Annotated in this window: 14 protein-coding genes; 8 read left to right on the top strand and 6 right to left on the bottom strand. The window is 61.2% G+C overall.

What is annotated here, in order from left to right; translation table 11 throughout:
- Positions 1-96: 96 nt before the first annotated feature.
- The 3 genes from ACN2XU_RS11645 to ACN2XU_RS11635 form a co-directional block, all read right to left on the bottom strand.
- Positions 97-1,932 (bottom strand): capsule polysaccharide biogenesis protein, encoded by a 1,836-nt coding sequence (locus tag ACN2XU_RS11645; protein ID WP_419410613.1) that lies wholly within the window; start codon positions 1,930-1,932, stop codon positions 97-99.
- Between the two features lie 208 nt (positions 1,933-2,140).
- Positions 2,141-3,292, bottom strand: a complete 1,152-nt coding sequence (locus ACN2XU_RS11640) for a polysaccharide biosynthesis/export family protein (protein ID WP_419410612.1) — start codon at positions 3,290-3,292, stop codon at positions 2,141-2,143.
- A gap of 94 nt (positions 3,293-3,386) precedes the next feature.
- Positions 3,387-4,679 carry a capsule polysaccharide biogenesis protein gene (locus ACN2XU_RS11635; RefSeq protein ID WP_419410611.1) on the bottom strand — a complete coding sequence of 431 codons (1,293 nt, stop codon included), beginning with the start codon at positions 4,677-4,679 and terminating at the stop codon, positions 3,387-3,389.
- A gap of 93 nt (positions 4,680-4,772) precedes the next feature.
- Here ACN2XU_RS11635 and ACN2XU_RS11630 point away from each other — a divergent pair, with 93 nt between their 5' ends.
- The gene (locus tag ACN2XU_RS11630) at positions 4,773-5,360 is read left to right on the top strand and encodes a riboflavin synthase (RefSeq protein WP_419410610.1); all 588 of its coding nucleotides are present in this window, start codon (positions 4,773-4,775) and stop codon (positions 5,358-5,360) included.
- 9 nt (positions 5,361-5,369) lie between these two features.
- Here ACN2XU_RS11630 and ACN2XU_RS11625 read toward each other — a convergent pair whose 3' ends face one another.
- The 3 genes from ACN2XU_RS11625 to ACN2XU_RS11615 all read right to left on the bottom strand — a co-directional run bounded on the left by ACN2XU_RS11625 (position 5,370) and on the right by ACN2XU_RS11615 (position 7,256).
- On the bottom strand, positions 5,370-6,431 hold the full coding sequence (locus ACN2XU_RS11625; protein WP_419410609.1) for a YeeE/YedE family protein: 1,062 nt from the start codon (positions 6,429-6,431) through the stop codon (positions 5,370-5,372).
- A gap of 101 nt (positions 6,432-6,532) precedes the next feature.
- Complete coding sequence (locus ACN2XU_RS11620; RefSeq protein WP_419410608.1) at positions 6,533-6,877, bottom strand: ArsR/SmtB family transcription factor; 345 nt, start codon at positions 6,875-6,877, stop codon at positions 6,533-6,535.
- 13 nt (positions 6,878-6,890) lie between these two features.
- Positions 6,891-7,256 (bottom strand): thioredoxin fold domain-containing protein, encoded by a 366-nt coding sequence (locus ACN2XU_RS11615; protein ID WP_419410770.1) that lies wholly within the window; start codon positions 7,254-7,256, stop codon positions 6,891-6,893.
- Positions 7,257-7,344: 88 nt separating this feature from the next.
- On the opposite strand from ACN2XU_RS11615, the gene ACN2XU_RS11610 reads away from it, so the two are divergent.
- From ACN2XU_RS11610 to soxB, 7 genes are all read left to right on the top strand, one after another.
- Complete coding sequence (locus ACN2XU_RS11610; RefSeq protein ID WP_419410607.1) at positions 7,345-8,082, top strand: cytochrome c biogenesis CcdA family protein; 738 nt, start codon at positions 7,345-7,347, stop codon at positions 8,080-8,082.
- A 14-nt stretch (positions 8,083-8,096) separates the two neighbouring features.
- On the top strand, positions 8,097-8,672 hold the full coding sequence (locus ACN2XU_RS11605; protein ID WP_419410606.1) for a thioredoxin family protein: 576 nt from the start codon (positions 8,097-8,099) through the stop codon (positions 8,670-8,672).
- A gap of 133 nt (positions 8,673-8,805) precedes the next feature.
- Entirely contained in the window at positions 8,806-9,282 is a 477-nt protein-coding gene (gene soxX, locus ACN2XU_RS11600; protein WP_419410605.1) for a sulfur oxidation c-type cytochrome SoxX, read from the top strand.
- A gap of 29 nt (positions 9,283-9,311) precedes the next feature.
- Positions 9,312-9,728, top strand: coding sequence for a thiosulfate oxidation carrier protein SoxY (gene soxY, locus ACN2XU_RS11595; protein WP_419410604.1), 417 nt, complete (start codon positions 9,312-9,314; stop codon positions 9,726-9,728).
- 22 nt (positions 9,729-9,750) lie between these two features.
- On the top strand, positions 9,751-10,080 hold the full coding sequence (soxZ, locus tag ACN2XU_RS11590) for a thiosulfate oxidation carrier complex protein SoxZ (protein WP_419410603.1): 330 nt from the start codon (positions 9,751-9,753) through the stop codon (positions 10,078-10,080).
- Positions 10,081-10,141: 61 nt separating this feature from the next.
- Positions 10,142-10,996, top strand: coding sequence for a sulfur oxidation c-type cytochrome SoxA (gene soxA / locus ACN2XU_RS11585; RefSeq protein ID WP_419410602.1), 855 nt, complete (start codon positions 10,142-10,144; stop codon positions 10,994-10,996).
- 102 nt (positions 10,997-11,098) lie between these two features.
- Positions 11,099-12,796 carry a thiosulfohydrolase SoxB gene (soxB, locus tag ACN2XU_RS11580; RefSeq protein ID WP_419410601.1) on the top strand — a complete coding sequence of 566 codons (1,698 nt, stop codon included), beginning with the start codon at positions 11,099-11,101 and terminating at the stop codon, positions 12,794-12,796.
- Positions 12,797-12,802: the final 6 nt, after the last annotated feature.

Genomic DNA, 12,802 nt, shown 5'->3' with positions numbered 1-12,802 from the left:
AAGAGTGGCTTAGGACCCTCTTCTTAACCTTTTGTTAAGAAGGCTGCGGTCAAGCGTCTCGCGTAAAGGCATTTCTCCGAATGCAGGCTGCCAAACCTATCGGCGCCAGAGATGGGCCTGGCTTGCAAATATTCCCTGAAGCTTCGACATGCTGCGATTGAATGGCCCTCTGCGCGGCAGATCATCCTGTTCGAGTCGGTCCACGATGATCTCGACCGGGCAGGGCAGCCCGGTGCGTGGGTCGCGATAGCGCGGATACTCGATCAGCACGGCATGGGCGAGCAATGCAATATCCGGTCTCGGCCCGGCGATCCGCCGGGCGGGCACCGGTCCAAGATCCTGTGTGAGACCCCAACCGGCATAAAACGGCGCGCCCAGGGTCGTGACTTTGCAGCCGCGTAGCAAGGCTTCGAACCCGGTCAGCGACGTCATGGTCCAAACCTCGTCAACCAGATCAAGAAGCGGGGCGATTGGTGCGTTCACGAGTGTCAGGTCGGCCCAGGTCTCGGGATTATCGACGCGTCCAGCGCGCAGGCCCGCTTCGACATCGGGATGCGGCTTCCAAAGCAGAACCGCATCGGGATTCGCGGCCCGCACCCGTTCGAGAAGGGCGGCATTGCTCTGTAGATCCGGGCTGCCGGTCAGGATAGAGGCATCATCTTCGACTTGGCCAGGCACAAGTATCCGGCGTCCGGCCGGCACTGTGGGTAAATCTCCGGATAGATTGTATTTGGACAAGTTTCCGGTCGTGACCCGCTCGATCAAGCGCCGGGCGCGTTCGATTTGGTCAGGTCTGTGATCCGCAGCGCGATTGCGGATCAACATTTCCAGCCGCGAGGTTCGGGACGGATCGTAGTAAATGCCGTGATCGTCCAGCACCAGCGAGAGCGGCGGGACAAGCTCGGCGCCCAAGCCGCGTGAGCGCAAAAATCCGTCCTCCACGCGCACGGCCTCGGCATCCATGGCCTTGCCGGCCCAAACCATGCGGCGGCGCCCGGTTTTATTCGCCAATCGGCGCGACTTTTCCACATCCGCTTCGAAGCGTATCTTCTTGTCTTGACCAAAGAAGGCCTGCAGATGCGCGCGTTTCCACAGGCGCATGCCTTCGGCGATCCAGCCTTGGCGGTCTTCCCGCCACGCCCGTGTCTGCGCCTCAAGCGCGCCCAACACGTCTTCGATCTCGCACAGCCTGTCACTGTAGGGGCAGTACCAGTGTGGATAGAGGATCATCGCTCCCGCGAAGAGTTGCGCGCGGGTCAGCCTGCGCTGGCGGCGGGTACTGATCATTTCATCATCAGTCAGGCCCCATCCGGCGTAAAACGGCAGGCCGAACACGCGGGGTTTATGCCCGGCCAATATGGCCTCAAAGCCCATCTGTGAGGAAACCGTGTAAACGGCGGTCGCGCCCTCCAGCAGTTGCCACGGCGAGGCCGCCGCGTCGCACAGGCTGACCGGGCCGGTGGCATCCTCCTCCCTGAAATGGCCGGGCCGATGCCCCGCTGCGGTCTCCGGGTGGGTCTTGATCACGATCCGGGCGCCGGGGTTCTCTTCTCTCGCGACGAAAAGCATTTCAAGAAAGCGGTTACGATCGGCACCGGACGCCAGGACGGAGGCATCGCCGCCTGTCTGGTCGATCACCAGAACATAGCCGGGATCGGGGATGTCCAGATCGAGCCGAGTGGCGCTGTATTTCGACAGGTGTGCCGATTTCATCCGCGCCATGGCGCCGCGCGCCCGGTCGAGCAGGGCCGTATCGTCCAGCGGTTCCCTTGCCAGCAGGGCTTCCAGATCGGAGGGGTTGCGACCGTCGAAATGCACACCGGTATGATCAATCAGTAGCCCAAGCGGCGGCTCCCCGTCACGCCCAGGGTTGAGGGATCTCAGGAAGCTGTCCTCGATCCGCACGATTTGCGCGCCGGTTCGCCGTGCCATGGCCTCGCCCCGGTGGGCAAAGGGCGACTGCCCCCAGACGCCAATGAGTTCGTCAGGCGCAGGACGTCCAAGAGAAACGCGATACCCGGCGAGGCCGAGAATCCGCCGGAGGCGAGGCTGACGCAGAAACCCGGCGTTGTAGACAAAAAGACGCCGAGGGATCTCTCCCCCGGCGTTGCCCTGTCCCTCGGGTCTGTTTTTCAAACGGTTAGCCACCGGATCCGCCGAGAGTATCGGCCGCAGAGGTGATGGTCGTGGCCGCGCCAAGCGTGCCGGTCAAGGCGGCAATCGTCCTGTTCCACTGGGTGAACGGCGCTTCGGTCACATAGAGCGTATCTTGATCCCGAACCACGAAATCGCGGGCCATGAACATGCCGTTCGGCTGCGTCAGGTCCAGAACATAGACCATACGCTGTGCGCCGATCAGATCGCTGCGGCCAAGCACGGTGTTGGCGATTTCCGCCGGTTCGTTGCGGAAAACGAAAACGCCGGTCGGGTCCGCAGAGCCTGCCAAAAGGCCGCCAACCTGCGCAATGGCCTCGACGGCGCTGATGTTCTGGCTCTCGAAGGGCACGCGGGCCTGTGCGCCCGTCGCGCCAAGCGCGGTGAAGGCGCGGGTGTCTTCTTCGACGAGGATGCGGTCGCCGCCGCGCAAGGCAATATCGAACTCCGGATGCTTGTACAGGTCCTGGAACCAGATGGTCTCGGTCCGGTTGCCGCGTAGCACTTTGACCTGGGCAATCTCCGGTTGGATCGTGATGCCGCCGGCGCGCGCCAGCATGGTTGACAGTGTCCGCGTGGGCCGTTCGATGGCATAGACGCCCTGTCCGCCGACGGAGCCGACGAGGCTCACGGTCGAGCCATCCCCGGCAAGGCGGCGCACCTGAACCTGCGGGTCCGGCGTCTGCTCTTCGAGCTTGTCGGTGATGATTTGGCGCAGCCGCTCCGGCGTGTTGCCCGCTGCGCGGATCCGCCCGGCATAGGGCACGAAGATGAACCCGGAGCCATCCACCTGTACCTCTTCGAGGGATGTGGCATTGGCGGGGCCGCTCGACAGCAGGCCGTCGTCGACATTTTCCCAGACCGTCAGCCCCAGCGTATCGCCGGGCCGGATCGTATCGGAGCCGAGCGTTTCGGCGTTGGTGAAGGCTTCGGAAAATCCAAGCGCGGGCACAACGGCCGTGGCGCGGGTCACGCGGTCATTGATGGAGACGACAAAGGCGTCGCCTTCGCGCTGAACGGAACCAGCGAAAATTTCACGTTTGTTGGGGCCGACGCGCGGCAGGCCGCAGGATGCCAGGATTGACACCGCAGCCATGAGGGCGACGGACTGCGCCCACCGGGAAGGGGAGTTTTTCACTGCTCGGTCTCCTCGACCTTATGTTCTGCCTCGGGTTTTTCTTTTTAAGCTACCGTCAATCCATGAAAAACGCCAGCATTAGAGGCAGTAAGGCCTAGTGCACGACCCGCAACTGTTGCCGAGGGGCCGCGGTCCCGCGCCTGAGCGCATCGTAGGGATCGTCCGGAGCGAGCATCATGTCGACCACCTGACGGAGCAGTTGCCGCCGTCCGCGCGCCGAGTAGAATCCTCCGGGAAGCTGTGATGTTTCAAGCAGATAGCGGCGATAGTCCTTGTAGGCGTGCATGTTCGGGCGCGACGGGGTCGAAAAGAACTCGGGGAGTGGCTGAGTTGAGACGAACTCGGGTTTGGAGTAGACGGCATCGCCAAAGACCTTGATCGGAATACCGCGCCAGAGCGCCTGTTGGGCCGCAGTGGAATTGACCGTCACGGCGGTACGGGCGTCAGTCAGAAGCTGCGCCAGCTTGCCGCCACGCACGTAATGGACCCGGTCGGACACGCCATATTGCCGGGCGAAGTCCCGTATGGCGCGCCTGACGTTGACACGGCCGTCCTCTAAAGGATGGGCTTTGAAAACAAGGTGATGATGCCCCGGCGCCCCGCTGGCAAAGCCGTCGATCACCTGTTCGAGGAACTCTGGCATTGAGGTGAAGGGGGAATGCTTCTGGAACGAGCTGTCATGCTCAAGCTGCATCAGCACGAGGTGATATGGAAAGCCGCCAAGCCGTATGCGCATTGTTGCGATCGCCCGGTCGAGCCAGGTTGCGGGCATCAAAACCAGCCTGCGCAGGTAGAGCAGGAATTCCTGCACCACGGTCAGCGAGCGGTGCGGCCGAAAATTGCGGTAATCCCCATTCCGGAACATGATGAACCAGTGGTAGAGCGCGCCGTAGAAGATGTGATGCCGCATGTCGCCCCAATGGGCCGGAGGCAGCGGCGCCTCCATATCCGACATTTCCAGCGCGCGCTTCATCTGGTCGATGGTCATGGTCATCAGGCGCGAATGACCGTTCGATCCGCCGCGTTCGTAGGTCACCCAATAGGGCCGCATGTACCCTTCCTCGAAGACATGCACCGTCAGACCGCGCCGTTTCGCCTCTTCCACGGCTTCGGCATGGATGCGGCGCACGTCGCCGTACAGAACAATGTCCGTGACCTGTTTCTGCGCGAGCAAATCGACGAAGGTCTGACGCCAGTCGTCCTGCGTGCCGCGGAATGGAATGTAGCTGCGTGGATGAAACCAGAAGGCACGGTCGCCCGCATTGAACCCGACGCGCCAGACCTCGGCCCCGGTCTTGCGCAGCATAGCACCAAGACGGTTGAAGAAGGGGCCATGCGGTCCCTGCAGGAACAGGAAGACCCGTTGCTGTCCGGTTGCGTTGTTCATTGCGGCGTTCTATGTCCTTGCCCTGAACCTTTTATTAACGGCGGAACCCGGCGAAAATAAGGCCCGGATTTGCCAGTGCCAGCGGGAGCTTCCATGTTTACAGGCATCGTCACCGATATGGGCGAAATCCGCGCCTTGGAACAGCGCGGCGATCTGCGGGCGCGCATCGGCACCGCCTATGACACCAATGGCATCGAGATCGGCGCGTCCATCGCCTGTGACGGCGTGTGCCTCACCGTGATTTCTCTCGGGGACGATTGGTTCGACGTGGAGATCAGCGCGGAGTCTGTCTCAAAGACGAACCTCGATGTCTGGGCCCTCGGACGGCGGATCAACCTGGAGCGTGCCCTGAAGGTGGGCGACGAGCTTGGTGGCCATATCGTTTCCGGGCACGTCGATGGGGTGGCGGAGATCATCGCCATGCGTAACGAGGGCGACAGCACCCGCGTAACCCTGCGCGCGCCGGATCGCCTTGCCCGGTATATCGCGCCGAAGGGGTCGGTCGCGCTCAACGGCACGTCCCTGACGGTGAACGAGGTGGAGGGCTGTGATTTTGGTATCAACTTCATTCCGCACACCAAGGACGTGACGACCTGGGGCAATGCCGCAGTCGGGGATCGGGTCAATCTGGAGATCGACACGCTTGCCCGCTATGTCGCGCGTCTTCGGGAATTCGACTGATCGCGTGGATCACTCCGCTGGCTGGAACCCGACGATGAGCTGGCGCAGTCCCAAAGCGGCACCGGCAAAGATCGCCAGAAAGGTCACCGGGGCTGAGATCGCCAGCACGGAAAAGGCGCTCAGCCCCTGACCGACGGAGCAGCCAAGCGCGGTCACCGCGCCCATACCCATCAGAGCCGCGCCGAAGATCTGCCGACGCAGCTCGCGAGGATCTTCGCAGGCTTCCCAGCGGAAATGGCCCTTGATGCTGGAGCCGATGAAAGCGCCGATCCAGACCCCGGCAATCGAGCCAACGGCAAAGGAGAGGGGGCGGGCGGAGCCGGTCATCCACCACAAAATGGATTCGCCCAGCGGCGCGGCAAAGCTGTGTGAGACCACGGGCAGGGCTTCAAACCCCTCTCGCGCCACCCAAGCCGTCCCGGCCCAGCCGATGATGATGCCGATACCGACCACAGCGGCCCAGAAAACCTGGGACGGCTTTTTCCAGAGCGCGGGGGATGCGGCGGACGCGCCAAGAATGACAAGCCCAAGCGCCATGCCGATGACTGGAATGGATATCCCCAGAAGGCCGCCGAGATAATGCGCGATGCCGGGCGGGGTGTCGCCGAGCGAGAGATCCTGCTGCGGAAAGGCAAATTCACGCAGCGGGGCCACCGGGCCGGACAGGGCAACATAGGTCGAGACGCCCATGACCAGCACAATGACAAAGCTGCGCAAATCGCCGCCGCCGAGGCGCGCTACCGCGCCGTATCCGCAATTGCCCGACAGCGCCATGCCATAGCCAAAGACGAGCCCACCGACGATGGAGGCCATCGGCATCCATTGGAGCGACAGGTAATATGTGCTGGTGTCGACGAGCCAGCCGACGGACATCAGGGCAAAGCTGCCAAGCACCGCGACCCCGATGGCCACGCCCCACATGCGCATCCGGGTGTTCGAGCCGCCGTACAGCACGTCCTCTATGGCGCCCAGCGTGCAAAACCGCCCCAGCCGCGCGGCAAGTCCAAGACAAAGCCCGCCCAGAAGGCCGAAAAGAGCCACCCAGTGATGTTCGGAAAGCAGTTCAAACACGTCCGGCCTCCTCCCGACCTGAGCGTTTCATATTAGCATTATGCTATGTTTGAGCTGTTCTTACAAGACACGTCAGAGAGCGCGTCCGGGAGGTGCCGGGCTCAGTCGTCGTCTTTGCAGAACAGCTCGTAAACGCATTCCAGCATCTTGCGCGGCCGATCATCGGCCAGGCGATAGTAGATCGCCTTGCCATCGCGGCGGGGCACGACGAGCCCCTCAAGCCGCAGTCGCGACAGTTGCTGGCTGACCGCAGCCTGCCTGGCCGACAGCAGGTCTTCCAGTTCGGTCACCGATTTCTCACCACTCACCAGATGGCACAGGATCATGAGCCGTCCTTCGTGGCTGATCGCCTTGAGAAAGGCCGACGCCGTGGTCGCCTTGTCGACGATCGTGTCGAGTTCTTCTTCGCTCAGATCGTCGCGCAGAACGGGCAGTGATTGGCTCATGCTCCGGGGTCCCTCAGTTCAATGCCGGTTCGAAGTCGGTGTTTTCTTCAAGAAGCTTCGCATAAACAGGCCAGAAAAAATCTTCGCCGACATACCCTTCCATTCGAGCGATTTCGACGCCGTCGTCAATCAGAATGAACGTCGGCGTGAAATTTACCCGCCGCGCATAGGTGACGCCCTCCGGCGGACCCATTTGCAGATCGGCGCGGATCAGCGGGGCGAATTGTCCCTCTGCGGTCTTGTCATAGGCGGGCGCGATCTGATCGTCCCAGGCGGCGCAGTAGGCGCAGCCCGGTTGCTCGACCATCACGAGCTTTACCTCCGCAACAACAGCGCTCGCAGCCCCGATACCGAGGGCGAGTGCCGCAGCAAGAACCATTCCGAAGACTGCCATTTTACACCGAATGTCTATTGACTGACGCAATACATAATCTGAATATGTGAATTGATCAAGAAGGAGGTCGCCTGTGTTCGACATTTCATTCGCAGGTGCGGCATTTGCGGGATTATTGAGCTTTTTTACGCCCTGTATCCTGCCGATGGTGCCCTTCTATCTTTGCTACATGGCGGGCATTTCGATGTCCGAGCTGCGCGATGACAGTGGCATCACACCCGGTGCGCAGCGTCGGCTCATCATTTCCGCGATTTTCTTTGCGGCGGGTGTCACCACGATTTTCGTCCTTTTGGGCATGGGGGCGACGGCCATCGGGCAGGCATTCGGCCAATGGAAGGACACGTTGTCCTACGTCGCCGCGGCGGTTTTGTTCGTCTTTGGGTTGCATTTCTTGGGTGTTATCCGCATCGGTCTGCTGTACCGTGAGGCGCGCATGGAAAGCTCGGCCGAGCCGACGACGCTGCTTGGCGCCTATGTCATGGGGTTGGCCTTCGGGTTTGGCTGGACGCCCTGCGTCGGCCCTGCGCTCGCCTCGATCCTGATGATCGCAAGCGGCATGGGCGATATCTGGCGGGGCGGTCTGTTGCTGCTCGTATATGGGCTGGGTATGACGGCACCGTTCGTGATCGCCGCGCTGTTTTCCGGCCCGTTCCTGCGATGGACCGCGCGCCATCGGAGCAAACTGCAGTACGTGGAAAAGGCAATGGGGGTCATGCTGATCGTTTTTGCCATCCTGATCGCGACGAATACAGTGAACGTAATCGCACAGTGGATGATCGACACGTTTCCGGGTTGGACATCGCTTAGCTGAATGGGAGAGATCTTGTGAAACATTGGATCGTAGCAGCGGTGGCGCTGCTTATGGCGCTGCCCGCGATGGCAGAGATCGGCGATGACGGGCTGCACAAGCAGCCGTGGATGCGGGACACCTTCAAGGACCTGCGAGAGGACCTTGCCGAGGCGAACTCGGAGGGCAAGCGCCTCGTGATCTTCGTCGAGCAGCGCGGCTGCATCTATTGTCAGAAAATGCACGAAGAGGTTTTCGTCAATCCCGAGGTCAGCGCGTACATCGAGGATCATTACTTTGTTGTTCAGGTGAACCTGCACGGCGACACCGAGGTAACCGATTTCGACGGAGAATCGTTGGCCGAAAAGGACCTCGCCCGGAAGTGGAATGTGCTTTTCACGCCGAACATCGTTTTCTTTCCGGAGGCGGTGCCGGATGAGACACCCGGCATCCGCGCGGCGGTCGCGGTCATGCCTGGCGCGTTCGGCAAGGGAACGACCCTAGACATGTTTACATGGGTGGCGGAAAAGCGGTATGCGCTTGATAACGGGGAAGATTTTCAGCGCTACCATGCCCGTAGAATCCAGGAGCGCGACAACGGAAAAACCGACTGACTTAAGGCTTCATAAGTATTAATTCATTTCTGTGAATTTGTTGTTGCGTTATGTCGGTGCGGTGGCCTACGGTATACACCAGCCAAATCGGAGCGACGGCCTGCAAGGGCGGCGTCAGGCCTAGGGAGGGAAAATGAAGCTAACAGCAATCACGGTGGCGGCAACGCTGATCGCAGGAGCGGGGTACGCCCAGGAGGTGGCACCCGGTGACGTTCAGTTCGGTGAATATGGGGCGGTCGAGACGTCGTTGAGCGGCGTTGAGGGCAACGCGGACAGCGGTCGGAAGATCTTCTCGACCAAGTCGCAGGGCAACTGTGTCTCCTGCCATCAGGTGAGCGCTCTGGCGGATGTTCCGTTCCAGGGCGAGGTTGGTCCGGTTCTGGACAGTGTCGGCGAATATCGCTCGGCCGAAGAGCTGCGGGGCATTGTCGCCAACGCCAAGATGACATTCGAGGGCACGATGATGCCGGCCTTCTACAAGACCACTGGCTTCATCCGTCCGGGTGATGGCTACACGGGCAAGGCCCCGAAGGGCGAGCTGTCGCCGATCCTGTCGGCACAGGAGATTGAAGACTTGGTCGCCTTCCTGCTCACGCTCAAGGAAAGCTGATCCAACTTAGGGTTCAAGGAGACAAGACGATGGACTTTACGCGTCGCGAAACGCTGGCACTGGGTGCAGGTGCCGCGCTGATGACGATCCTTCCGTTCCGCGCCAATGCCGCGGTCGAGGACGTTATTGCACAATTCACCGGTGGTGCCGCTGTGGCGGATGGGGGCGTCGACCTCACCGCGCCGGAAATCGCCGAAAACGGCAACACCGTTCCGGTGTCCGTGGCCGCAGAGGGCGCTTCCGCGATCCTGCTGCTTGCCGCTGGCAACCCGACACCGGGTGTCGCCACTTTCAATTTCGGTCCGCTTGCCGGGTCGCGCAGCGCTTCCACGCGCATTCGCCTTGCCGGAACGCAGGACGTGATCGCCATTGCCAAGCTGGCCGATGGCTCGTTCGGCCGCGCATCCAAGACCGTAAAGGTCACCATCGGCGGCTGCGGCGGCTGAGGCACAACAGGAGATTTGAACCATGGCATCTGATGCAAAACCCCGTGTGAAGGTCCCCAAGAAGGCGTCGGCCGGTGAGGTGATCACCATCAAGACCCTGATCTCGCACAAAATGGAGTCCGGTCAGCGCAAAGACGGTGACGGCAACCCCATTCCGCGTTCGATCATCAACCGCTTCACCTGTGACTTTAACGGTCAGAACGTGATCGACGTGAAGATGGAACCGGCGATTTCGACCAACCCCTACTTCGAATTCGACGCCACCGTTCCCGAAGCCGGTGACTTCAAGTTCACCTGGTACGACGACGACGGTGACATCTACGAAGAAACCAAGTCGGTCGCGGTCGGCTGACGGCCTGTCTCTTGCCCTGCCGATCTGGCGGGGCAGGGCACCTTTAGGGAGGGATAATAATATGAAATTCAAGGCACTGACGGCTGTTGCCGCTCTGCTTGCCGCCCCCATGGTGATGGCGGGCGGGGCGGATGACGACACGCTCGTCATCAACGGCGATCTGGAGATCGTGACCAAGACGGCCGCGCCCGATCACATGGCGGATACGGGCATCGACACGATCATGTCGGGCTGGCATTTCCGCTCGGACGAGACACAGCAGCTTGAGATGGATGATTTCGACAATCCCGGCATGATCTTCGTCGATCAGGCCATGGATGTCTGGAATGCTGCCGACGGCAGCGAAGGCAAGTCCTGCGCCGATTGCCATGGTGATCCCGGCGAAAGCATGGCGGGCGTCGCGGCGAGCTATCCCAAATGGAATGATGGCGCCGAGGAAATCCGCACGCTGCAGATGCAGGTCAACGATTGCCGCACAGAGCGCATGAGCGCCGACGCATGGAAATATGACGCCAACGACGCGATCAACATGGAAGCGATGATCACGTCGCACTCCCGCGGTATGCCGGTCGATGTGGCCATTGACGGTCCCGCTCAGGCGGCGTGGGAGCAGGGCAAGGAGCTGTACTATACCCGCACCGGTCAGCTCGAGCTGTCCTGCGCCAACTGCCACGAGCAGAACTATGGCAACTACATCCGCGCCGATCACCTCAGCCAGGGGCAGATCAACGGCTTTCCGGCCTATCGTCTGAAAAATGCCAAGCTGAACGGGGTTCACAGCCGTTTCAAGGGCTGCGTGCGCGACACCCGCGCCGAGACCTATGGCGCCGGTTCGCCGGAATTCGTGGCGCTTGAGCTTTATGTGAAATCGCGTGGCAACGGCCTGTCGGTCGAAGGCCCCTCGGTCCGCAACTAAACCCACCAGCCCCCCGCGGTCATCAATGGCTGCGGGGTTTCTTGCTTACATCCCATTCACACATGCGCATGTGTGTCGCGAAAGAGAAAGAAAGTTCCTCCCATGATCTCAAGACGCGATTTTCTGCAGGTGTCCATGGCAGCTTCGGCGATGGTCGGGGCTTCCGGTTTCGGCAACTGGGCACGGCTCGCCGCCCAGCAGGCGTTGACACAGGATCAGCTCCTGGAATTCGACACCTTCGGCAATGTCAGCCTGATCCACGTCACCGACATCCATGCGCAGCTCAAGCCGATCTACTTCCGCGAGCCGTCGATCAATATCGGCGTTGGCGGCAACAAGGGGCAGGTGCCGCATGTCACCGGCGCCGACTTCCGCAAACTCTATGGCATCGAGGATGGCTCGCCTTCGCATTATGCGCTGAGTTCCGGAGATTTCTCCTCGCTGGCACAGGCTTATGGCAAGGTTGGCGGTCTGGACCGCGTGGCCACCGTGATCAATTCGATCCGCGCCGCGCGCCCTGACGCGCTGTTGCTTGATGGCGGCGACACCTGGCACGGCTCCATGACCTGCTACAAGACCGAAGGCCAGGATATGGTCAATGTCATGAACGCGCTCAAGCCTGACGCGATGACCTTCCACTGGGAATTCACCCTTGGCAGCGACCGCGTGGCCGAGATTGTCGAAGGTCTGCCCTTCGCCGCGCTTGGTCAGAACATCTTCGACGCCGAGTGGGATGAACCCGCCGAGCTGTTCCCGCCATACAAGTTTTTTGAACGCGGTGGGGTGAAGATCGCCGTCATTGGTCAGGCCTTCCCTTATATGCCGATCGCCAACCCGCGCTGGATGTTCCCGGAATACAGCTTTGGCATCCGCGACGAGAACATGCAGGAAATGGTCGATGAGGTACGCGCGCAGGGCGCCGAACTGGTCGTCTGCCTGAGCCACAACGGCTTTGACGTCGACAAGCAGATGGCGAGCAAGGTTGCGGGCATCGACGTGATCCTGTCGGGGCACACCCATGACGCTCTGCCCGAACCGGTTCTGGTGGGCGAGACGATCATCATCGCGTCCGGCTCCAACGGCAAATTCGTCTCCCGTGTCGATCTGGACGTGCGCGATGGCCGGATGATGGGCTTCCGCCACAAGCTGATCCCGATTTTCTCGGACGTGATCGAGCCGGACAAGGAGGTCGCCGCGCTGATCGACGAGCAGCGCGCGCCCTACAAGGCCGAGCTTGAGGAAGTCATCGGCCAGACCGACACGCTGCTCTATCGCCGGGGCAACTTCAATGGCTCTTGGGATGATCTGATCTGCGACGCGCTGATTTCCGAGCGCGAGGCCGACATTGCCATGTCGCCCGGCGTGCGTTGGGGGCCGTCCTTGATCCCAGGCGATGACATCACGCGCGAGGATATCTGGAACGTGACGTCGATGACCTACGGCGAGGCCTATCGTTCTGAAATGACCGGTGAATTCATCAAGGTGATCCTTGAGGACGTGGCCGACAACATCTTCAACCCCGACCCCTATTACCAACAGGGCGGCGACATGGTCCGGATCGGCGGCATGGCCTATCGCTGCGACGTGTCGAAGCCGCAGGGCGAGCGCATCTCCGGGATGACCTTGCTCAAGACCGGCGAGGCGATTGATCCGTCAAAGACTTACGTGGTCGCCGGGTGGGCCTCCGTGAACGAAGGCACCGAAGGGCCGCAGATCTGGGACGTGGTCGAAAACCACATTCGCAAGCTTGGTACTGTCACGTTGGAGCCGAACAACAGCGTCGCGGTGACGGGGCTCTGATCCGGA

The organism is Pacificoceanicola niger (assembly GCF_048553275.1).
GTDB lineage: Bacteria > Pseudomonadota > Alphaproteobacteria > Rhodobacterales > Rhodobacteraceae > Pacificoceanicola.
This window is presented reverse-complemented; position numbering and strand designations above follow the sequence as displayed.